Origin of the sequence: Escherichia sp. UTM R2, from assembly GCF_048593455.1 — a bacterium.
Taxonomy (GTDB): domain Bacteria; phylum Pseudomonadota; class Gammaproteobacteria; order Enterobacterales; family Enterobacteriaceae; genus Escherichia; species Escherichia coli.
In genome coordinates this window covers 3,357,301-3,380,027 of record NZ_JBFWDY010000002.1, presented here as the reverse complement: position 1 = coordinate 3,380,027, position 22,727 = coordinate 3,357,301, and the positions used below count along the sequence as shown (strand labels likewise).

The following is a 22,727-nucleotide window of genomic DNA, read 5'->3' as shown; positions in this document are numbered from 1 at the left end:
GAACAATATTATTTAACTATTCACTATTACTTCCGTATATATCAGGTGATACTCAATCACCATTAACCGTGTCACAGAGTGGAGAAAGAAATGGCTCGTCTGGCAGCATTTGATATGGATGGCACTTTATTGATGCCTGACCATCATTTAGGTGAGAAAACCCTCTCTACTTTGGCGCGACTGCGTGAACGCGACATTACCCTCACTTTTGCCACGGGGCGTCATGCGCTGGAGATGCAGCATATTCTCGGGGCGCTATCGCTGGATGCGTATTTGATTACCGGCAACGGAACGCGCGTGCATTCTCTGGAAGGTGAACTTTTACATCGTGATGATTTACCTGCGGATGTCGCGGAGCTGGTGCTGTATCAGCAATGGGATACCCGAGCCAGCATGCATATCTTCAATGACGACGGTTGGTTTACCGGGAAAGAGATCCCTGCGTTGTTGCAGGCATTTGTCTATAGCGGTTTTCGTTATCAGATAATCGATGTCAAAAAAATGCCACTCGGCAGCGTCACCAAGATCTGCTTCTGTGGCGATCACGACGATCTTACACGCTTGCAGATCCAGCTATACGAAGCATTAGGCGAGCGTGCACATTTGTGTTTTTCCGCCACGGATTGCCTCGAAGTGCTGCCGGTGGGCTGCAATAAAGGCGCTGCATTGACGGTGCTGACCCAACATTTAGGTTTATCGTTGCGCGATTGCATGGCCTTTGGTGATGCGATGAACGATCGCGAAATGTTAGGCAGCGTCGGTAGCGGGTTTATTATGGGCAATGCGATGCCGCAACTGCGCGCGGAGCTCCCGCATTTACCGGTGATTGGACATTGCCGAAATCAGGCTGTCTCTCACTATTTGACGCACTGGCTGGACTATCCACATCTACCTTATTCCCCCGAATAACGAGATCCCTTCCAGCACCGGGCAATTGCCCGGTTTTTTTTGCGTTGAATTTGTCATTTTGTGCCGTGGTGTTTAAACCGCACAGAATAAATTGTCGCGATTTCACCTTTAAAATAGAATTAAAAGAGAAAAAAATTCTCCGTGGAAGGGCTATGTTAGATAAAATTGACCGTAAGCTGCTGGCCTTACTGCAGCAGGATTGCACCCTCTCTTTGCAGGCACTGGCTGAAGCCGTTAATCTGACAACCACCCCCTGCTGGAAGCGCCTGAAACGGCTGGAGGACGACGGTATCCTTATCGGCAAAGTCGCCCTGCTGGATCCGGAAAAAATAGGCCTCGGCCTGACCGCCTTTGTGCTGATAAAAACGCAACATCACAGCAGCGAATGGTATTGCCGCTTTGTCACGGTGGTTACCGAAATGCCAGAAGTGCTGGGGTTCTGGCGCATGGCTGGTGAATACGATTATCTGATGCGCGTCCAGGTTGCCGACATGAAACGCTACGACGAGTTTTATAAGCGTCTGGTAAACAGCGTGCCGGGGCTGTCGGACGTCACTTCCAGCTTCGCGATGGAACAGATTAAATACACCACTTCTTTACCCATCGAATAAATATCCAGAATCAGGTCAGGACACAACGCGTGCGATTATTTGCTCAATTAAGCTGGTATTTCCGTCGGGAATGGCGTCGCTATCTCGGGGCTGTCGCCTTGCTTGTCATTATCGCGATGCTGCAACTGGTTCCGCCAAAAGTGGTTGGTATTGTTGTCGATGGCGTGACAGAACAACACTTTACTACCGGGCTGATCCTGATGTGGATCGCCACCATGGTGCTGATTGCCGTTGTGGTTTATCTCCTGCGTTATGTCTGGCGCGTATTGCTGTTTGGCGCGTCTTACCAACTGGCTGTTGAACTGCGTGAAGATTATTACCGTCAGCTAAGCCGGCAGCACCCGGAGTTTTACCTGCGTCATCGCACGGGTGATCTCATGGCTCGTGCGACCAATGACGTCGATCGCGTCGTGTTTGCCGCCGGAGAAGGGGTGCTGACGCTGGTGGATTCACTGGTAATGGGCTGCGCTGTGTTGATTATGATGTCTACGCAAATTAGCTGGCAGTTGACCTTATTTGCCCTGTTACCGATGCCAGTGATGGCGATCATGATTAAGCGCAACGGCGATGCCTTGCATGAACGCTTTAAGCTGGCACAGGCGGCGTTTTCCAGTCTTAATGACCGCACCCAGGAAAGCCTCACCAGTATCCGCATGATCAAAGCCTTTGGTCTGGAAGATCGCCAGTCGGCGTTATTTGCCGCGGATGCCGAAGATACCGGCAAAAAAAACATGCGGGTGGCGCGTATTGATGCTCGTTTCGACCCGACAATCTATATCGCGATTGGTATGGCGAACTTGCTGGCGATTGGCGGCGGTAGTTGGATGGTGGTGCAGGGCAGTTTAACGCTGGGCCAGCTCACCAGTTTTATGATGTATTTAGGTCTGATGATTTGGCCAATGCTGGCGCTGGCATGGATGTTTAACATTGTGGAACGTGGTAGTGCTGCGTACAGCCGTATTCGTGCGATGCTGGCGGAAGCGCCGGTGGTGAACGATGGTAGCGAACCCGTGCCGGAAGGGCGTGGCGAACTTGATGTAAATATTCACCAGTTCACGTATCCGCAGACTGACCATCCTGCGCTGGAAAACGTCAATTTCGCCCTGAAACCCGGTCAGATGCTGGGTATCTGCGGGCCGACTGGTTCCGGCAAAAGTACCCTGTTGTCGCTCATTCAGCGTCATTTCGACGTCAGCGAGGGGGATATTCGCTTTCATGATATTCCTCTGACGAAGTTACAACTCGATAGCTGGCGTAGCCGCCTGGCGGTAGTTAGCCAGACACCGTTCCTTTTTTCCGACACCGTAGCGAACAACATCGCGTTGGGTTGCCCGAATGCCACCCAGCAAGAGATTGAGCATGTCGCGCGGTTAGCCAGCGTACATGACGATATTTTGCGTTTACCGCAAGGTTACGATACAGAGGTGGGCGAGCGCGGCGTGATGCTTTCCGGCGGGCAAAAACAGCGTATCTCTATTGCTCGTGCGTTATTAGTCAACGCGGAAATCCTCATCCTTGATGATGCGCTTTCGGCGGTGGACGGACGCACAGAGCACCAGATCCTGCATAACCTGCGTCAGTGGGGACAGGGTAGAACGGTAATCATCAGTGCCCATCGCCTTTCGGCACTGACGGAAGCCAGTGAAATTATTGTGATGCAGCACGGACATATCGCCCAGCGTGGCAATCATGATGAGCTGGCGCAACAAAGCGGCTGGTATCGCGATATGTATCGCTATCAACAACTGGAGGCGGCGCTCGACGACGCTCCGGAAATTCGCGAGGAGGCCGTCGATGCGTAGTTTTAGCCAACTGTGGCCGACTCTCAAGCGTCTGTTAGCGTACGGTTCGCCGTGGCGTAAACCGCTGGGGATTGCGGTCCTGATGATGTGGGTTGCGGCAGCGGCAGAAGTCAGTGGGCCGCTGCTTATCAGCTATTTTATCGACAATATGGTAGCGAAAAATAACCTGCCGTTGAAAATGGTTGCAGGGCTGGCTGCGGCGTATGTTGGGCTACAACTGTTTGCCGCCGGGCTACATTACGCGCAGTCGCTGCTGTTTAATCGGGCGGCAGTAGGCGTAGTGCAACAGTTGCGTACCGACGTGATGGATGCCGCATTGCGCCAGCCATTAAGCGAGTTTGATACCCAACCCGTCGGGCAGGTGATTTCCCGCGTCACTAATGACACTGAAGTGATCCGCGATCTCTACGTTACCGTAGTGGCAACTGTCCTGCGTAGCGCCGCACTGGTGGGCGCGATGCTGGTGGCGATGTTCAGCCTCGACTGGCGAATGGCGCTGGTGGCGATAATGATTTTCCCGGTGGTGCTGGTGGTAATGGTGATATACCAGCGTTACAGCACGCCGATTGTCCGTCGTGTGCGCGCCTATCTAGCGGATATCAACGACGGCTTTAACGAAATCATCAATGGCATGAGCGTTATCCAGCAGTTCCGTCAGCAGGCGCGATTTGGCGAACGTATGGGGGAGGCCAGTCGTTCACACTATATGGCCAGGATGCAAACCCTGCGCCTCGACGGTTTTCTGCTGCGTCCGCTGCTGAGTCTGTTTTCATCGCTCATTCTTTGTGGCTTGTTGATGCTGTTTGGCTTCTCCGCTAGCGGCACCATTGAAGTGGGCGTGCTGTATGCGTTTATCAGCTATCTTGGGCGACTTAACGAACCATTAATCGAACTGACCACGCAACAGGCGATGCTGCAACAGGCTGTTGTTGCTGGTGAGCGCGTGTTTGAACTGATGGACGGACCGCGCCAGCAATATGGCAATGATGATCGCCCGTTACAGAGTGGCACCATCGAAGTCGATAACGTGTCATTTGCTTATCGCGATGACAATCTGGTGCTAAAGAACATTAATCTCTCTGTGCCTTCGCGTAACTTTGTGGCACTGGTCGGGCATACCGGCAGTGGCAAAAGCACCCTCGCCAGTTTATTGATGGGCTATTACCCGCTAACGGAAGGTGAGATTCGCCTTGATGGTCGTCCATTAAGTTCGCTAAGTCACAGCGCGCTGCGCCAGGGCGTGGCAATGGTGCAGCAAGATCCGGTGGTGCTGGCGGATACCTTCCTCGCCAACGTGACGCTGGGGCGTGATATCTCCGAAGAACGCGTCTGGCAGGCGCTGGAAACCGTGCAACTGGCGGAGCTGGCACGCAGTATGAGCGACGGGATTTATACGCCGCTGGGCGAGCAGGGAAATAATCTCTCAGTCGGGCAAAAGCAACTGCTGGCACTGGCACGCGTGTTGGTGGAGACGCCGCAAATCCTGATCCTTGATGAGGCAACCGCCAGCATTGACTCCGGTACTGAACAGGCGATTCAATATGCTCTGGCGGCGGTGCGTGAACATACCACGCTGGTGGTGATTGCTCACCGCTTATCGACCATTGTTGATGCCGACACCATTCTGGTGCTTCATCGTGGGCAAGCCGTGGAGCAGGGCACTCACCAGCAACTGCTGGCGGCCCAGGGACGCTACTGGCAGATGTATCAACTGCAACTTGCGGGCGAAGAGCTGGCAGCCAGCGTGCGTGAAGAGGAATCATTGAGCGCCTGAATAGCGCAATATTTCATCGTTGGTGCAAAAATGTAACGCACTGTGCACTGTCATAGTGCGTTTTCATTTTCAAACTTCTTAACTTCCTGCTCTCTTTCTCGTTTTTCATTTCTGGCACACCGCTTGCAATACCTTCTTCGTGTAGCAGAACCATTACCGAATTCTGACCGGAGGGGATCTATGAAGCTGGTGACCGTGATAATCAAACCATTCAAGCTGGAAGACGTTCGTGAAGCGTTATCTTCCATTGGTATTCAGGGCCTGACCGTCACCGAAGTGAAAGGTTTCGGGCGTCAGAAAGGGCATGCCGAGCTGTACCGGGGGGCGGAATACAGCGTCAACTTCCTGCCAAAAGTAAAAATTGATGTGGCGATTGCTGATGACCAACTCGATGAAGTGATCGATATCGTCAGTAAGGCGGCTTACACCGGAAAAATTGGCGACGGCAAAATCTTCGTCGCTGAATTGCAACGCGTCATTCGTATTCGTACCGGCGAAGCCGACGAAGCGGCGCTGTAATCTCTGGCACACAGCAACAGGAACGAAAAATGAAGATAGCGACGATAAAAACTGGGCTTGCTTCACTGGCGATGCTGCCGGGACTGGTAATGGCTGCACCTGCGGTGGCCGATAAAGCCGACAATGCGTTTATGATGATTTGTACTGCGCTGGTGCTGTTTATGACTATTCCGGGGATTGCCCTGTTTTACGGTGGGTTGATTCGCGGCAAAAACGTGCTGTCGATGCTGACGCAGGTGACGGTGACGTTTGCACTGGTCTGTATTCTCTGGGTGGTTTACGGTTACTCGCTGGCGTTTGGTGAGGGCAACAACTTCTTCGGCAACATTAACTGGTTGATGCTAAAAAACATCGAACTGACGGCGGTGATGGGCAGCATTTATCAGTATATCCACGTGGCGTTTCAGGGCTCGTTTGCCTGCATTACCGTCGGCTTGATCGTTGGGGCGCTGGCGGAACGAATCCGCTTCTCAGCTGTGTTGATTTTCGTGGTGGTATGGCTGACGCTCTCTTACATTCCGATTGCGCATATGGTGTGGGGCGGTGGTTTGCTGGCTTCTCACGGTGCGCTGGATTTCGCGGGTGGCACGGTGGTGCATATTAACGCCGCAATCGCCGGTCTGGTGGGCGCGTATCTGATAGGCAAACGCGTGGGCTTCGGCAAAGAGGCGTTTAAACCGCACAACCTGCCAATGGTCTTCACCGGTACTGCCATTCTCTATATTGGTTGGTTTGGCTTTAACGCCGGGTCAGCGGGCACGGCGAATGAAATCGCGGCACTGGCATTTGTGAATACTGTGGTCGCAACGGCGGCGGCAATTCTTGGCTGGATCTTCGGTGAATGGGCGCTGCGTGGTAAGCCTTCTCTGCTGGGAGCGTGTTCTGGCGCGATTGCCGGTCTGGTCGGCGTGACGCCAGCGTGTGGCTACATTGGGGTTGGCGGCGCGTTGATTATCGGCGTGGTAGCTGGTCTGGCGGGCTTGTGGGGCGTTACTATGCTCAAACGCTTGCTGCGGGTGGATGATCCCTGCGATGTCTTCGGTGTGCACGGCGTTTGTGGCATTGTCGGCTGTATCATGACTGGGATTTTTGCCGCCAGTTCGCTGGGTGGCGTGGGCTTCGCTGAAGGCGTGACGATGGGCCATCAGTTGCTGGTACAGCTGGAAAGCATCGCCATTACGATCGTCTGGTCCGGTGTGGTGGCATTTATTGGCTACAAACTGGCGGATCTGACGGTTGGTCTGCGTGTACCGGAAGAGCAGGAGCGAGAAGGGCTGGATGTCAACAGTCACGGCGAGAATGCCTATAACGCGTAACAAGCACTGCAAAAAACAGCCGGACGGTTTTCACCTCCGGCTATTTTTTTAATTGTGATTACGCATCACCCCTTCCTGAACGGTCGAGGCAACCAGTACGCCGTCCTGGGTATAAAACTCACCGCGCACAAAGCCACGTGCGCTGGACGCCGAGGTGCTCTCCACGCTATACAGCAGCCATTCATTCAAATTAAACGGGCGATGGAACCACATGGAATGGTCAATGGTGGCAATCTGAATCCCCGGTTCGAGAAAACCGATGCCGTGCGGCTGTAGAGCTACCGGCAGGAAGTTAAGATCAGAAGCGTAACCGAGCAGATACTGATGAACGCGCAGGTCATCCGGCACGCTACCATTTGCGCGGATCCACACCTGACGATGTGGTTCTGCGACGTGACCTTTCAGTGGGTTATGAAACTCCACCGGACGGACTTCCAGCGGACGATCGCAGATGAATTTATCTTTAAGCACTGGCGGCAGCAGGTGCGCCAGCGATTGGGCGATTTGCGTTTCCGAAGGCAGGCCATCAGGCGCTGGCGCGGACGGCATTGTTTTTTGATGTTCGAAACCCGCTTCTGGTGCCTGGAAAGAGGCCGTCATATAAAAAATCGGTTTGCCGTTTTGAATAGCAGCAACCCGGCGGGCGCTGAAGCTGTTACCGTCACGCAGCGTTTCGACATCATAAATAATCGGTTTCTTACTATCGCCTGGGCGAAGAAAGTAGCTGTGAAACGAATGTACCAGCCGCTCTTCCGGGACGGTCTCTTTTGCAGCATACAAGGCCTGACCCACGACCTGGCCGCCAAACACCTGGCGTAAACCTAAATCTTCACTCTGGCCGCGAAAGAGTCCTTCCTCAATTTTTTCCAGATTTAACAATGTCAGTAAATTTTTGAGCGCCTGACTCATATAACTCTCCAGTAACAAAGCTGCCGCAGCAAGCCAAAGTGAGTTGAGTATAACGCAAATTTGCCACTGGTCCGATGGGTGCAATAATCTGAATTACGGGCTAATTACAGGCAGAAATGCGTGATGTGTGCCACACTTATTGACGTTACTATTTTGTTAACCACTCTTCCGGCGAGGAAAGTTAGCCCGCTGGTGCATTGATAATAAGGAGAAATGAATGAAACTCGTGCACATGGCCAGTGGTTTAGCGGTTGCGATTGCGTTGGCGGCTTGCGCAGATAAAAGCGCGGATATTCAGACGCCAGCCCCGGCTGCAAATACGTCTATTTCAGCAACACAACAACCTGCTATCCAGCAACCGAATGTCTCCGGTACCGTCTGGATCCGGCAGAAAGTCGCACTGCCGCCTGATGCTGTGCTGACCGTGACACTTTCTGACGCGTCGTTAGCCGATGCACCGTCAAAAGTGCTGGCGCAGAAAGCGGTGCGTACCGAAGGTAAACAGTCACCATTCAGCTTTGTTCTGCCATTTAATCCGGCAGATGTTCAGCCGAACGCGCGTATTCTGTTGAGTGCGGCGATTACCGTGAATGACAAACTGGTATTTATTACCGATACCGTTCAGCCGGTGATCAACAAGGGCGGAACTAAAGCCGACCTGACATTGGTGCCGGTGCAGCAAACCGCCGTGCCGGTTCAGGCCAGCGGTGGTGCAACGACTACCGTACCTTCGACTTCACCAACTCAGGTGAATCCGTCTTCGGCAGTTCCAGCTCCTACGCAATATTAAGCGACGTTAACCCTCTCCGCCCGGAGAGGGTTAGTAGTTCCAGCGATAACGCTGCAAGTCGATTTGCCCGCTTCCCGATACCATCACACCTTCTGCCAGTAATGCCTGTCGCTGACGCTGTAAATCCGGTCCGGTTAGCGAAATTGTGCCGTGGCGATTAACCACCCGGTGCCAGGGTAAGGTGCTGCCTTCAGGGAGACGCTTTAACACACCGCCCACCTGGCGCGCGGCGCGGGGCGATCCCGCCAGTTTCGCCACATCACCGTAAGTGGTGACATAGCCTTCGGGAATAGCGGCGACGATTTGCCAGACGCGTTGGGGAAATGAATCTTCTTTTTCCATCTTTTCTTCCTGAGGTAATTTTTCAGCATAATCTGGAAAAACGCCCGAGTGAAGTCGCATTGCGCAAGAAACCAGCATCTGGCACGCGATGGGTTGCAATTAGCCGGGGCAGCAGTGATAATGCGCCTGCGCGTTGGTTCTCAACGCTCTCAATGGGGGCTCTGTTGGTTCTCCCGCAACGCTACTCTGTTTACCAGGTCAGGTCCGGAAGGAAGCAGCCAAGGCAGATGACGCGTGTGCCGGGATGTAGCTGGCAGGGCCCCCACCCATTTCTGCCTCCCACCGTTTCGTCAAAAAAAACCAACATGGCTAAACTTTAACCACAACTGACGTCGCAAGAATTGTCTGGCTGCGCAGTACGCTTCGGAGGTATGTCTGATGAAGTATGTTGATGGTTTTGTGGTTGCCGTTCCTGCCGATAAAAAGGATGCCTATCGGGAAATGGCCGCTAAGGCTGCGCCATTGTTTAAAGAGTTTGGCGCGCTTCGTATTGTCGAATGCTGGGCCAGCGATGTACCGGATGGCAAAGTGACCGATTTTCGTATGGCGGTGAAAGCGGAAGAGAATGAAGAGGTTGTCTTTAGCTGGATTGAATACCCTTCAAAAGAGGTCCGCGACGCTGCTAATCAAAAGATGATGTCGGACCCACGGATGAAAGAGTTCGGCGAGTCCATGCCGTTTGACGGCAAGCGAATGATCTATGGCGGATTCGAGTCAATCATCGACGAATAGGTAGCGTGACGGGCTGTGCGGCGTGCCGTCAGCCCAAAAATTCACAAATGTTGCTCGGCCCAGCGTAAGAAATCTTCTTTCGGTAATGCCTTGCTGTAGAGCCAGCCCTGACCGTAGTGCACGCCATGCTGGCGTAGCCACTCTTCTTGTTTACTGGTTTCGATTCCCTCCGCTACCATTTTCAGTTTCAGTGTTTTTGCCATTTCGATGATATGCGGCGTGACATTTTTATATTCCAGCGCATCAACGAAAGATTTATCGATCTTCAGAATGTCGACATCCAGATCCTGTAAATAACTTAAACTTGAATATCCCGTACCAAAATCATCAAGATAAATTTCATGGCCCGCCTCCCGGTAGCGAGAAATTATCGGGGCGCTGGTTTTCGGATCGGCAAACTCGCGTTCAGTGAGTTCAAGCGCGATCTGTCTGGGATTAACCTGATAGTGATTGATCATTTCACGCAGCAATTGCGGGATTTTTTCCGAGGTGAGCACGGTGGATTCAAGATTGATCGAAATATGCTGCTGTGGATGCTGACGCAGCCAGTCGCCCATATCTTCAAAGACGCTTCTTATAATCAGTAGCGTCAATGGCTCAGAAAGGCCCGTTTGCTGTGCCAGCGGAATAAAACTATCTGGTGACAACCAACTACCGTCTGTCTGCGGCCAGCGCGCCAGTGCCTCAGCACCGACAATTTTGCCATTGGCTAAGGAGACAATCGGCTGATAGTGCACGCAAATATCACGATTTTCGATAGCATCCTGCAGCCGATGATGCGGTGACTGGATACGGCGCAAAATACGCAGCACAAACATCGCTGCCAGCAGGCCAATCACCAACCCGAGCGGTAACCAAATAAAGACTTGCCGATGCCAGCCTTTCTGCAACATTTTCGTTGAAGCCCAGGTGATGATCGAAATATTCATCTCCGGGAAGGGCAGGATATCGTAAATGATTCCATTATTTTCGATATGCTCACCGGGTGTTTTTTGTAGCCTGGTAATAATTCCCTGAGCAATTTCATCGCTGCTGGTTATGACAACGTTATGGGCATTGCCAATAATGGCGGCATCAATTTGCCATGAGCTATAGGGAATGACATCAATAAAGGAAGCGGGGTCGATCATGACGACATAATGTGCCGTTCCCATGGCGACCATGTAACGGATAATGCCTAAATCGTTATGCGATGTTAACCAGACACGATAACCATCTTTCGAAATTTTACCTGGCTCGGGGAAGGTATCGGGCGGACTTTCATGCTCCAGAGACGAACACTGGGGAACGTTGTTATCGATATAAACCACTTCCTGAATATAGCGATAACTGTAAGATACCCGACGCATTTCCATGAGATGGGCTTCGCTACAGGCAGCGCCTTGCCATCTTTCCAGCTCTTGCAGCGCATCTTTCCCTTGTGTCGCCACCTTATTGGCCCGAATAGCGACGCGGGAGGAATAGGTATCCAGCTCTTCAATAAACGATGTTTCTACCTGCTGATGGGCCAGCCAGATGCTTAAGCCGACAGGCAGCAATACTGAAAGAATCAGTACTCCCGAAATAAGACCGACCAGATGTCGTGTTCTCACCAGCATATCCTTATTAACACAGTGTAGGGAAAGTATATCTGATTGTGGAAAAAGGCTGGCAGGAGATAAGGAGGTAGAGCTGGTATTTCATGAAGTGATGGGTGGAAACGATCATTGTCATTTGACCAGGCGCAGAGCTTTACGCCTGGTATGTAACCCTAACTTAAGATGTTGATTCGGCGCGAGCGAGGGTAAAAATATCGTAAAAAGACAGTTCACCTTTACGGACGATCATTTTTTGCAGTTGTTCCTTATGAACATCCGCGACACGCGGAGAGTTCAAGATGGCTTCAACCAGCGCGGCAGGTACAAAGCGCGTGTTGTACCATTCGCCGTTATAGCAAACGCGGAAATCCAGCACGTCGATATCTTCATAGCGGTAGCGTGGGTAGACATCGAAAAAGAAGAAACCATTAAGCAGGATAAATAATACAACCAGTAGCCAGACAGAGCCTGACAGCGTTTCGGACTGCAACATCACCGCCAGGGTGGCAAAAAAAGCAACGTACATACCGATAAACAGCCCCGGATGTTTACGGATAAAACTGATACTAAAGCGGGGTTTGTTGTCGCGTTTTTCGCGGGTATTCAGAGACTCAATCGTTTCGGTCAGCAGGCGTTGTATTTCGGTCATCGTTTGCCTTCGTGGTATCTGCAACTTTCCAGGGAACACCCTATTTTAACGTGGGAATAGTAGAGAGGAAGTAACAGATTTACCACAATTTTGCATAACAGTTGCGAAAAACCGATTACAATTTTTTAATTATTCTGGCTGGATTACCGCCCACGACAACGTTGTCCGGGACATCTTTTGTGACAACTGCACCTGAGGCTACCACGACGTTATCACCAATGGTCACACCAGGGTTAATGACCGCGCGTCCGCCAATCCAGACGTTATTACCGATGGTGACGGGTTTCCCCAGTTCAGCACCGCTATTACGTGCTACAGGGTCGATGGGATGTGTTGCCGTGTAGATATGAACGCCTGGTGCCAACATACAGTTATCACCGATGCGAATAGGGCAGACATCAAGCATCACGCAATCGAAGTTGGCGAAAAAATTATTACCGAGAAAAATGTTATAGCCATAGTCACAGCGAAACGTTGGCTCAATATAAGCCTCTGTCACCTGACCGAATAGATCAGCGAGAATTTGCTGGCGTAATGTGTGCTCTTCCGCCAGGGAATGATTGTATCGGTGAATAAGCTGACGAGCGCGCAGGCGATCGCGAGATAACGTCTCATCTGCCGAGCGATACAACTCACCAGCAATCATCTTTTCTTTTTCTGTGCTCATTACTGACCTCCGGTTGCTGAAAATGCGGCAACACAGTAAGACGAAAAGTCAGTGAAGAGAACGTTCCCATTACATCTGTGTGATAAAGATCACATAGGGTATGTCTTCATGGCGAAAAAGTATAAAATTCTTAATAAACAGCCGGTTATAGCTCCGAAAGCGAATTATTTATTAGCGAATAAATTTCCATACTGAGGAAGGGATCTTGTCGTACAGTTTATTCATGGTCAATTCGGCGAGGCGGTGATCTGCGGCTGAGTAAAATACCGCCAGTTCATTATCTGATAATTCGTATTTATTTTTCTCGATAACACGCTCCAGCGTGTCAATTGTCTGGCAACGACGTAAACGCATTAAATAATCGGTTTTCGTTAAAGGTTTTTCGGACATACTTCTACCCATGGTTGTAATAATTCTAACAAGATAAACTCGCAGGATTCTCTTTCGTCGCATTGACAAAACAACGGAATAGTCGATTACCTGACTTCCGCCATTTCTGAAGATCCTGCATATTAATACCATAACTACTGAACAACATAAAGGTGTCATCCAGATATTCGTCGATCTGCTCAATGAGCTTATTGTCTTCATTATACTTAATTTTGTAATTAAGTGCGAAGGTCGCAATATGCTCAATCAGTTCATTCAACTGGAGGTTGATCGCCGAGGTTGGGTCGTTTACCCAGCCATGATTGCTTTCTTCAAGGTTTGCAAGGCAGTCATGATACAGGGTTTCACAGAGAAACTTAAGCTGTGCGATATCATGTCTTTTGGGTGAGTATTCATCCATAACGCGTCCCCTTCTTAGCGGTTGAACTAACGGACACCTTTCGGGATGGAAAAAACTTACTGACCTGGACTTGCCCTCTCGTTTGTTAGCTTAACTATAAGCCACTCTTTGCAGGTTTTCATCGCATTATTACGAAAAATTACAATTAGGAAGGAAGCGGGACAGGACTCACTTTTTCATACTAGCACTAACCCGCAGCAGGTAAAAGCAGTTTGCTCGAACTATTCATAACATTTCAGGATTATCGCCAGATGAAATTGGTGACACTAATACCAGGATTGCTCTGAATATGACGTAATAACCGAGGAATGAATAAAGAATTACCGCAAATAATTAAGAATAGCCTCTAAATGATTATGGATTATTAAATCTATTAGCGCTACTTAATATAAATTAACTAACAATCAGTATTTTTTATGAATTTTATCCGTGGTTAATACAGGTTTTCGTATGAGATCCTGAGTTGGTGGTTCAATTACTCCTTAATGTTCGTAGGTTATGCATAAAAAAGGCCGCTTACGCGGCCTTAGTGATTACACGTTGTATCAATGATGATCGACAGTATGGCTGTGCTCGATATCTTCATTCTTGCGGCTAAAGCGGCGGCGAACCACCACAAAGAATACCGGAACGAAGAAGATTGCCAGTACCGTTGCGGTCACCATCCCGCCCATTACACCGGTACCTACTGCGTTCTGCGCGCCGGAACCAGCACCAGTACTGATAACCAGCGGCATAACGCCGAGGATAAACGCCAGCGAGGTCATCAGGATCGGACGTAAACGCATCCGCACCGCATCAAGCGTCGCTTCAATCAGACCTTTACCTTCTTTATCCATCAAGTCTTTGGCGAATTCGACGATAAGTATCGCGTTCTTCGCCGACAACCCAATGGTTGTGAGCAGGCCTACCTGGAAGTAAACGTCATTGGTCAGGCCACGGAAGGTGGCAGCCAGCAACGCACCGATAACCCCCAGCGGAACGACCAACATAACGGAGAACGGAATCGACCAGCTCTCGTACAGCGCCGCCAGACACAGGAACACGACAATCAACGAAATCGCGTACAGTGAAGGTGCCTGGTTGCCGGAGAGGCGTTCCTGATAGGACATCCCCGTCCAGTCATAGCCAACACCGGTAGGCAGTTTGCTCGCCAGTTGTTCCATCAGCTCCATTGCTTCACCGGTACTTTTACCCGGTGCCGCCTGGCCTAAGATTTCCATAGATGGCAGGCCGTTGTAACGTTCCAGACGCGGCGAACCGTACTCCCAACGAGAAGAGGAGAACGCCGAGAACGGCACCATCTGACCATCAGCAGCACGAACATACCAGTCGCCGATATCATCCGGCAGCATACGGTATTTCGCTTCTGACATGACGTAAACTTTCTTCACACGACCGCGGTCGATAAAGTCGTTCACATAGCTGCCGCCCCATGCAGCGCCCAGAGTGGTGTTAATGTCGTTGATAGAAACACCCAGCGCCTGCGCTTTTTCCTGGTCGATATCAATCTTAAACTGCGGGGTATCTTCCAGACCGTTTGGACGTACGCTGGTCAACATATCAGGGTGCTTCGCTGCTTCTGCAAGCAACTGGTTACGCGCCTGAGTCAGTTTTTCGTGACCAAGGCCAGCCTGGTCAATCAGCTCAAAGTCAAAGCCGGTTGCGGTACCCAGTTCCACGATTGCGGGCAGGTTAAAGGCGAAAACCATCGCATCTTTGATTTGCGAGAAAGCGCGTGTTGCACGCATGGTAATCGCTTCAACTTTGTTTTCTTCGCCCGGACGATCGGCCCAGTCCTTCAAGGAAACGAACGCAATACCGGTATTCTGACCACGTCCCGCAAAGCCGAAGCCGTTAACGGCGAACACCGACTCAACGTTGTTCTTTTCTTTGGTCAGATAGTAATGCGTTACCTCATTGAGCACTTTCTGCGTACGTTCCTGCGTTGCACCTGCTGGCAGCTGAACCATGGTCATAAATACGCCCTGGTCCTCATCTGGCAAGAAGGAGCTTGGCAGACGCACGAACAGATAGGCCATGCCGACCACGATGATCAGATACAGCACCAGGTAACGCCCCGTACTGCGCAGAATACCGCCTACGCTGTCGGTGTAGTGGTGCGTGCTCTTCTCGAACATGCGGTTAAACCAGCCGAAGAAGCCTTTTTTACCTTCCCCGTGATCGCCTTTGGCAATCGGTTTCAGCATGGTGGCACAAAGAGCCGGAGTCAGGATCAACGCTACCAGTACCGACAGCGCCATTGCTGAAACAATGGTAATAGAGAACTGACGATAGATAGCACCAGTAGAACCGCCAAAGAAGGCCATCGGTACGAATACCGCTGACAGTACCATCGCGATACCGACCAGAGCGCCCTGAATCTGCCCCATCGACTTACGGGTAGCTTCTTTTGGCGGCAAACCTTCTTCCGCCATAACACGCTCCACGTTTTCTACCACAACGATAGCGTCATCCACCAACAAGCCGATGGCGAGCACCATCCCGAACATTGTTAGCGTGTTTATCGAGAAGCCAAAGGCGGCAAGGACGGCAAAGGTCCCGAGCAATACCACCGGTACGGCAATGGTCGGAATCAACGTCGCGCGGAAGTTCTGCAGGAACAGATACATAACCAGGAACACGAGGATGATCGCTTCGACCAGCGTTTTAACCACTTCGTGAATAGAGATTTTCACGAACGGCGTGGTGTCGTACGGGTAAACAATTTTCAGACCCGACGGGAAGAACGGTTCCATCTTCGCCAGTTCAGCACGGATTGCCGCAGCGGTATCCAGCGCGTTTGCACCGGTCGCCAGCTTGATCCCCAGACCGGAAGCCGGTTGGCCGTTAAACTCTGCGATGATGTCGTAGTTCTCACCACCCAGCTCAATCTTCGCGACGTCACGCAGCAGCACGCGGGAACCATCCTGATTCACTTTCAGCAGGATTTTGCCGAACTCTTCAGTAGAGGTCAGACGCGTCTGAGCAATAATAGAGGCGTTAAGCTGTTGGCCTTTCACCGGCGGCGTACCACCGAGCTGACCCGCCGCAACCTGGGCGTTCTGCGCTTTGATGGCGGTAATGACATCAACCGGCGTTAGCTGGAATTTGTTCAGCTCATTCGGGTTCATCCAGATACGCATCGCGTACTGTGAACCGAACAACTGAACATCACCCACGCCCGACGTACGGCTGATGGCATCTTTCATATTCGCCGCCACGTAGTCGGAGATATCCTCCTGCGTCATGGTGCCATCGGTGTTGATAACGCCGACAACCATCAGGAAGCTGCTGGATGATTTCTCAACGCTCACCCCTTGCTGCTGAACTTCTTGCGGCAGCAACGGCATCGCCAGCTGCAGTTTGTTCTGCACCTGAACCTGCGCGATATCCGCATCAGTACCAGACTCAAAGGTCAGGGTGATCTGCACGGTACCCGTGGAGTCACTGTTAGAGGACATGTACATCAGGTTATCGATACCGTTCATATTCTGTTCGATAACCTGTGTCACCGTGTCCTGCACTGTTTTCGCATCAGCGCCGGGGTAGGAGGCGGAGATCGTTACTGCCGGCGGTGCAATCGTAGGATATTGCGCCACCGGCAGTTTGAGGATCGCCAGCCCCCCTGCCAACATGATGATAATGGCGATCACCCACGCAAAAATCGGGCGATCGATAAAGAAATTAGGCATGTCTTAACGGCTCCTGTTTAAGTTAAGACTTGGACTGTTCAGGCTGAGCACCGCTTGCGGCTTGCTGGTTATTATCAGCGGTAACTTCTTGTGCTTTTACCTGGACACCAGGACGCACTTTCTGCAGCCCACTTATTACTACGCGATCGCCTGCTTTCAGACCTTCTGTCACCAGCCACTTATCGCCAATAGCCTGGCTTGCAACGATCGGACGGGTTTCCACTTTGTCATCCGCGCCAACTACCAGTACGGTGGCATCGCCACGCGGCGTACGGGTTACGCCCTGTTGCGGGACTAAAATAGCGTTTGGATTAAGCCCTTCTTCCAGACGTGCGCGCACGAACATACCCGGCAGCAGAGTGTGATCCGGGTTCGGGAAGATAGCGCGTAGGGTGATAGACCCAGTGGTCTGATCAACGGTAACGTCAGAGAATTCCAGCGTACCGTCCTGCGGGAACTTAATGCCGTCACTGGTGATCAGTGACACTTTGGCTTTGCCGTTCTCTTGTTTCAGCGTGCCATTCGCCAGTTCCTGTTTCAGGCGCAGGAAGTCGTTGCTGGACTGGGTCACATCAACGTAGATCGGATCAAGTTGCTGCACGGTTGCCAGCGCAGTCGCCTGACCGTTCTGTACCAATGCGCCTTCCGTCACGTTCGACTTACCAATGCGACCGCTAATCGGAGAGGTGACTTTGGTGTAAGCCAGATTGATCCGCGCAGTTTCAACGGCAGCTTTCGCCGCAGTTACCGCAGCATTCGCCTGTTGCGCATCAGCCAGAGCCTGATCGTACTCTTGCTTACTGATGTACTGAGTACCGAGCAGTTTCTGATAACGATTCACCGTCAATTGCGCGATATTGGCTGCAGCCTGGGCTTTCGCCAGATCACCTTTCGCACTGTCGTATGTCGCCTGATAGGTCGCAGGATCAATCTGATAGAGAGAGACACCTGCTTCGATGTCGCTACCTTCTTTGAAATTACGCTTCAGGATAATCCCGCTAACTTGAGGACGAACTTCTGCGATCCGGTAGGCACTGGTGCGACCCGGAAGCTCGGTTGTGATCTGCAGAGGTTCAGTTTTGACTGTTACTACGCCAACGGCGGGCATCTGCTGGCCACCTTGTTGGGCCTGTTTGTCGTCACATCCTGTTAGGGCTAAGCTGCCTGAGAGCATCAGAACGACCGCCAGAGGCGTAAACCCTCTGTTTTTGTTCATATGTAAACCTCGAGTGTCCGATTTCAAATTGGTCAATGGTCAAAAGTTAATAAACCCATTGCTGCGTTTATATTATCGTCGTGCTATGGTACATACATTCACAAATGTATGTAAATCTAACGCCTGTAAATTCACGAACATATGGCACGAAAAACCAAACAAGAAGCGCAAGAAACGCGCCAACACATCCTCGATGTGGCTCTACGTCTTTTCTCACAGCAGGGGGTATCATCCACCTCGCTGGGCGAGATTGCAAAAGCAGCTGGCGTTACGCGCGGTGCAATCTACTGGCATTTTAAAGACAAGTCGGATTTGTTCAGTGAGATCTGGGAACTGTCAGAATCCAATATTGGTGAACTAGAGCTTGAGTATCAGGCAAAATTCCCTGGCGATCCACTCTCAGTATTAAGAGAGATATTAATTCATGTTCTTGAATCCACGGTGACAGAAGAACGGCGTCGATTATTGATGGAGATTATATTCCACAAATGCGAATTTGTCGGAGAAATGGCTGTTGTGCAACAGGCACAACGTAATCTCTGTCTGGAAAGTTATGACCGTATAGAACAAACGTTAAAACATTGTATTGAAGCGAAAATGTTGCCTGCGGATTTAATGACGCGTCGCGCAGCAATTATTATGCGCGGCTATATTTCCGGCCTGATGGAAAACTGGCTCTTTGCCCCGCAATCTTTTGATCTTAAAAAAGAAGCCCGCGATTACGTTGCCATCTTACTGGAGATGTATCTCCTGTGCCCCACGCTTCGTAATCCTGCCACTAACGAATAACCCTGAATCTGACTCCAGGATTTTTCCTGGACATTTTCGTCGTTGCTATTCTGGTTCACTGCGTCGTGATATTCTTGCGGTTTGACTTTTTCAGGTCGTTCTTCAGGTTCAGAAACCTTCATTCATCATGACTATGTTCCAGTATTACAAACGATCACGGCATTTTGTTTTTTCAGCATTTATTGCTTTTGTTTTTGTCTTGTTATGCCAGAACACGGCGTTTGCGCGGGCGTCATCGAATGGTGATCTGCCGACAAAAGCGGACCTGCAGGCGCAACTTGACTCACTAAATAAACAAAAAGATCTTTCTGCTCAGGACAAACTGGTGCAGCAGGATCTGACAGATACATTAGCCACCCTCGATAAAATCGATCGCATAAAAGAAGAGACAGTTCAGCTACGGCAAAAAGTCGCTGAAGCGCCGGAAAAAATGCGCCAGGCGACCGCGGCGTTAACAGCACTTAGCGATGTCGATAACGACGAAGAAACGCGCAAAATTCTGAGCACGCTGTCGTTGCGCCAGCTGGAAACTCGCGTTGCCCAGGCGCTGGACGATTTGCAAAACGCACAAAACGATCTGGCGTCTTATAACAGCCAGCTGGTTTCGTTACAGACGCAGCCCGAACGCGTGCAAAATGCGATGTATAACGCTTCGCAGCAGCTGCAACAAATTCGCAGTCGTCTGGATGGGACTGATGTCGGCGAGACAGCCTTACGTCCCAGCCAGAAAGTGTTAATGCAGGCCCAGCAGGCGTTGCTGAATGCGGAGATTGACCAGCAGCGTAAAAGCCTGGAAGGGAACACCGTCTTGCAGGATACCTTGCAAAAGCAACGTGATTACGTGACGGCGAACAGCGCTCGTCTGGAGCACCAGTTACAACTGTTGCAAGAAGCGGTAAACAGCAAGCGCCTGACTTTAACCGAAAAAACGGCGCAGGAAGCCGTCTCCCCGGATGAAGCCGCGCGTATTCAGGCTAATCCGCTGGTGAAGCAGGAACTGGAAATTAACCAGCAGTTAAGTCAGCGTCTGATTACCGCGACTGAAAACGGTAATCAGTTGATGCAGCAAAACATTAAAGTCAAAAACTGGCTGGAGCGGGCGCTGCAATCGGAACGCAATATTAAAGAGCAGATTGCCGTCCTGAAGGGCAGCCTGCTGTTGTCTCGTATCCTTTACCAGCAACAACAAACGCTGCCCTCGGCGGATGAACTGGAAAACATGACCAACCGCATCGCGGATTTGCGTCTCGAACAGTTTGAAGTTAACCAGCAGCGTGATGCACTCTTCCAGAGCGATGCGTTCGTCAACAAACTGGAAGAAGGTCACACCAACGAAGTCAACAGCGAAGTTCACGATGCGTTATTGCAAGTGGTTGATATGCGTCGCGAATTGCTGGATCAACTCAACAAACAGTTGGGTAACCAGCTGATGATGGCCATTAACCTGCAAATCAACCAGCAGCAGTTAATGAGTGTGTCGAAAAACCTGAAATCCATCCTGACTCAGCAAATCTTTTGGGTGAACAGTAACCGTCCAATGGACTGGGACTGGATCAAAGCATTCCCGCAAAGCCTGAAAGATGAATTTAAGTCGATGAAAATTACGGTGAACTGGGAAAAAGCCTGGCCCGCCGTTTTTATCGCTTTCCTCGCTGGTTTGCCGCTGCTGTTGATTGCCGGGCTGATCCACTGGCGTCTGGGGTGGCTGAAAGCGTATCAACAAAAACTGGCTTCCGCTGTGGGTTCCCTGCGTAACGACAGCCAGCTCAACACACCAAAAGCGATCCTTATCGACCTGATCCGTGCACTGCCGGTGTGCCTGATTATTCTCGCGGTTGGCCTGATTCTGTTGACCATGCAGCTCAACATCAGCGAACTGCTATGGTCGTTCAGTAAAAAACTGGCGATTTTCTGGCTGGTGTTTGGCCTGTGCTGGAAGGTACTGGAGAAAAATGGCGTTGCCGTGCGTCACTTCGGCATGCCGGAGCAGCAGACCAGCCACTGGCGTCGGCAAATTGTCCGCATCAGTCTCGCGTTGCTGCCTATCCATTTCTGGTCTGTGGTGGCAGAACTTTCCCCGCTGCATCTGATGGATGATGTGCTGGGGCAGGCGATGATTTTCTTCAACCTGCTGCTGATTGCCTTCCTGGTATGGCCAATGTGCCGCGAAAGCTGGCGTGATAAAGAGTCGCACACCATGCGACTGGTCACCATTACCGTGCTGTCGATTATCCCGATTGCATTGATGGTGCTGACTGCCACGGGTTATTTCTACACCACGCTGCGCCTCTCCGGGCGTTGGATTGAAACCGTTTATCTGGTGATCATCTGGAACTTGCTCTACCAGACGGTATTGCGCGGCTTAAGCGTAGCGGCGCGGCGTATCGCCTGGCGTCGTGCGCTGGCGCGTCGGCAGAATCTGGTGAAAGAGGGCGCAGAAGGTGCCGAACCGCCGGAAGAACCCACCATTGCACTGGAACAGGTTAACCAGCAGACGCTGCGTATTACCATGTTGCTGATGTTTGCGCTGTTCGGTGTCATGTTCTGGGCAATTTGGTCCGATTTGATCACCGTGTTCAGCTATCTCGACAGCATCACGCTCTGGCATTACAACGGCACTGAAGCTGGCGCTGCGGTGGTGAAAAACGTCACCATGGGTAGTTTGTTGTTTGCGATTATCGCCTCAATGGTGGCCTGGGCGTTGATTCGCAACCTGCCTGGTTTGCTGGAAGTGCTGGTGCTCTCGCGACTGAATATGCGCCAGGGCGCGTCGTATGCCATTACTACCATCCTTAACTACATCATTATTGCTGTTGGTGCGATGACGGTGTTCGGATCGCTGGGCGTCTCTTGGGATAAACTCCAGTGGCTGGCCGCAGCATTATCCGTAGGTCTTGGTTTTGGTTTACAAGAAATTTTCGGTAACTTCGTCTCCGGTTTGATTATTCTGTTCGAACGTCCGGTGCGTATTGGCGATACGGTAACCATTGGTAGCTTCTCGGGGACGGTAAGTAAGATCCGTATTCGTGCGACAACGATTACCGATTTCGATCGCAAAGAAGTGATCATCCCGAACAAAGCGTTTGTTACCGAGCGTTTGATCAACTGGTCGTTGACTGACACTACTACGCGTCTGGTGATCCGTATCGGCGTGGCCTATGGCTCCGATCTGGAAAAAGTGCGTAAAGTGTTACTGAAGGCGGCGACTGAGCACCCAAGGGTGATGCACGAACCAATGCCGGAAGTCTTCTTTACGGCATTTGGTGCCAGCACGTTGGATCATGAGCTGCGTCTGTATGTGCGTGAACTGCGTGACCGTAGCCGTACTGTCGATGAGCTGAACCGTACTATCGATCAGCTGTGCCGTGAAAACGACATCAACATTGCCTTTAACCAGCTTGAAGTGCATCTGCACAACGAGAAGGGCGATGAGGTGACGGAAGTAAAACGCGACTACAAAGGCGACGATCCGACACCAGCGGTTGGGTAATAACCAAAGGGGGCGACATTTAGTTGCCCCGAGATTACTGACAAAGTGCGCGTTGTTCATGCCGGATGCGGCGTGACCGCCTTATCCGGCCTACGAAACCGCAAGAATTCAATATATTGCAGGAGCGGTGTAGGCCTGATAAGCGTAGCG

19 protein-coding genes and 1 other RNA gene are annotated in these 22,727 nt (G+C 51.2%); 11 read left to right on the top strand and 9 right to left on the bottom strand.

Annotated features, from left to right (window positions below):
• The first annotated feature begins 90 nt into the window (after nucleotides 1-90).
• The 6 genes from cof to amtB all read left to right on the top strand — a co-directional run bounded on the left by cof (nucleotide 91) and on the right by amtB (nucleotide 6,931).
• Nucleotides 91-909: an HMP-PP phosphatase gene (gene cof, locus AB4H76_RS17215; protein ID WP_000113027.1), complete on the top strand. Its 819-nt coding sequence runs from the start codon at nucleotides 91-93 to the stop codon at nucleotides 907-909.
• Nucleotides 910-1,061: 152 nt separating this feature from the next.
• A complete protein-coding gene (gene decR / locus AB4H76_RS17210) occupies nucleotides 1,062-1,520 on the top strand; it encodes a DNA-binding transcriptional regulator DecR (RefSeq protein ID WP_000884589.1) in 459 nt (152 codons plus the stop codon).
• Between the two features lie 29 nt (nucleotides 1,521-1,549).
• On the top strand, nucleotides 1,550-3,322 hold the full coding sequence (locus tag AB4H76_RS17205) for a SmdA family multidrug ABC transporter permease/ATP-binding protein (RefSeq protein WP_001235579.1): 1,773 nt from the start codon (nucleotides 1,550-1,552) through the stop codon (nucleotides 3,320-3,322).
• Nucleotides 3,315-5,096 carry a SmdB family multidrug efflux ABC transporter permease/ATP-binding protein gene (locus AB4H76_RS17200; protein ID WP_075700091.1) on the top strand — a complete coding sequence of 594 codons (1,782 nt, stop codon included), beginning with the start codon at nucleotides 3,315-3,317 and terminating at the stop codon, nucleotides 5,094-5,096. Before AB4H76_RS17205 ends, AB4H76_RS17200 begins: the two co-directional genes overlap by 8 nt.
• 180 nt (nucleotides 5,097-5,276) lie before the next feature.
• Nucleotides 5,277-5,615 (top strand): P-II family nitrogen regulator, encoded by a 339-nt coding sequence (gene glnK, locus AB4H76_RS17195; protein ID WP_000780338.1) that lies wholly within the window; start codon nucleotides 5,277-5,279, stop codon nucleotides 5,613-5,615.
• A 29-nt stretch (nucleotides 5,616-5,644) separates the two neighbouring features.
• Nucleotides 5,645-6,931 (top strand): ammonium transporter AmtB, encoded by a 1,287-nt coding sequence (gene amtB / locus AB4H76_RS17190; protein WP_000685029.1) that lies wholly within the window; start codon nucleotides 5,645-5,647, stop codon nucleotides 6,929-6,931.
• A gap of 48 nt (nucleotides 6,932-6,979) precedes the next feature.
• On the opposite strand, the gene tesB is transcribed toward amtB, so the two are convergent.
• On the bottom strand, nucleotides 6,980-7,840 hold the full coding sequence (gene tesB, locus AB4H76_RS17185; protein ID WP_000075876.1) for an acyl-CoA thioesterase II: 861 nt from the start codon (nucleotides 7,838-7,840) through the stop codon (nucleotides 6,980-6,982).
• A gap of 217 nt (nucleotides 7,841-8,057) precedes the next feature.
• On the opposite strand from tesB, the gene AB4H76_RS17180 reads away from it, so the two are divergent.
• The gene (locus tag AB4H76_RS17180) at nucleotides 8,058-8,630 is read left to right on the top strand and encodes a YbaY family lipoprotein (protein WP_000779826.1); all 573 of its coding nucleotides are present in this window, start codon (nucleotides 8,058-8,060) and stop codon (nucleotides 8,628-8,630) included.
• A gap of 30 nt (nucleotides 8,631-8,660) precedes the next feature.
• On the opposite strand, the gene AB4H76_RS17175 is transcribed toward AB4H76_RS17180, so the two are convergent.
• A complete protein-coding gene (locus AB4H76_RS17175) occupies nucleotides 8,661-8,972 on the bottom strand; it encodes an MGMT family protein (protein ID WP_000409911.1) in 312 nt (103 codons plus the stop codon).
• A gap of 162 nt (nucleotides 8,973-9,134) precedes the next feature.
• Between AB4H76_RS17175 and ffs the strand changes: the two genes are divergently transcribed.
• Nucleotides 9,135-9,231: signal recognition particle sRNA small type (gene ffs / locus AB4H76_RS17170), an RNA gene on the top strand.
• A 119-nt stretch (nucleotides 9,232-9,350) separates the two neighbouring features.
• On the top strand, nucleotides 9,351-9,704 hold the full coding sequence (locus AB4H76_RS17165; protein ID WP_000878140.1) for a DUF1428 domain-containing protein: 354 nt from the start codon (nucleotides 9,351-9,353) through the stop codon (nucleotides 9,702-9,704).
• Nucleotides 9,705-9,745: 41 nt separating this feature from the next.
• Here the strand turns inward: AB4H76_RS17165 and pdeB are convergent, their stop codons facing one another.
• From pdeB to acrA, 7 genes are all read right to left on the bottom strand, one after another.
• A complete protein-coding gene (gene pdeB / locus AB4H76_RS17160) occupies nucleotides 9,746-11,296 on the bottom strand; it encodes a cyclic-guanylate-specific phosphodiesterase PdeB (RefSeq protein ID WP_001299455.1) in 1,551 nt (516 codons plus the stop codon).
• A gap of 163 nt (nucleotides 11,297-11,459) precedes the next feature.
• Nucleotides 11,460-11,930, bottom strand: coding sequence for a YlaC family protein (locus AB4H76_RS17155; protein ID WP_000136192.1), 471 nt, complete (start codon nucleotides 11,928-11,930; stop codon nucleotides 11,460-11,462).
• Between the two features lie 115 nt (nucleotides 11,931-12,045).
• Nucleotides 12,046-12,597, bottom strand: coding sequence for a maltose O-acetyltransferase (gene maa, locus AB4H76_RS17150; RefSeq protein ID WP_000102564.1), 552 nt, complete (start codon nucleotides 12,595-12,597; stop codon nucleotides 12,046-12,048).
• 171 nt (nucleotides 12,598-12,768) lie between these two features.
• Nucleotides 12,769-12,987, bottom strand: a complete 219-nt coding sequence (locus tag AB4H76_RS17145; RefSeq protein ID WP_001291435.1) for an HHA domain-containing protein — start codon at nucleotides 12,985-12,987, stop codon at nucleotides 12,769-12,771.
• Between the two features lie 25 nt (nucleotides 12,988-13,012).
• Complete coding sequence (gene tomB / locus AB4H76_RS17140) at nucleotides 13,013-13,387, bottom strand: Hha toxicity modulator TomB (RefSeq protein ID WP_000344800.1); 375 nt, start codon at nucleotides 13,385-13,387, stop codon at nucleotides 13,013-13,015.
• 545 nt (nucleotides 13,388-13,932) lie between these two features.
• Nucleotides 13,933-17,082, bottom strand: a complete 3,150-nt coding sequence (gene acrB, locus AB4H76_RS17135) for an efflux RND transporter permease AcrB (RefSeq protein WP_001132469.1) — start codon at nucleotides 17,080-17,082, stop codon at nucleotides 13,933-13,935.
• A 22-nt stretch (nucleotides 17,083-17,104) separates the two neighbouring features.
• The gene (acrA, locus tag AB4H76_RS17130) at nucleotides 17,105-18,298 is read right to left on the bottom strand and encodes a multidrug efflux RND transporter periplasmic adaptor subunit AcrA (protein WP_001295324.1); all 1,194 of its coding nucleotides are present in this window, start codon (nucleotides 18,296-18,298) and stop codon (nucleotides 17,105-17,107) included.
• 141 nt (nucleotides 18,299-18,439) lie between these two features.
• Between acrA and acrR the strand changes: the two genes are divergently transcribed.
• On the top strand, nucleotides 18,440-19,087 hold the full coding sequence (acrR, locus tag AB4H76_RS17125) for a multidrug efflux transporter transcriptional repressor AcrR (RefSeq protein WP_000101737.1): 648 nt from the start codon (nucleotides 18,440-18,442) through the stop codon (nucleotides 19,085-19,087).
• A 127-nt stretch (nucleotides 19,088-19,214) separates the two neighbouring features.
• Nucleotides 19,215-22,577: a mechanosensitive channel MscK gene (gene mscK / locus AB4H76_RS17120; RefSeq protein ID WP_001399996.1), complete on the top strand. Its 3,363-nt coding sequence runs from the start codon at nucleotides 19,215-19,217 to the stop codon at nucleotides 22,575-22,577.
• Nucleotides 22,578-22,727: the final 150 nt, after the last annotated feature.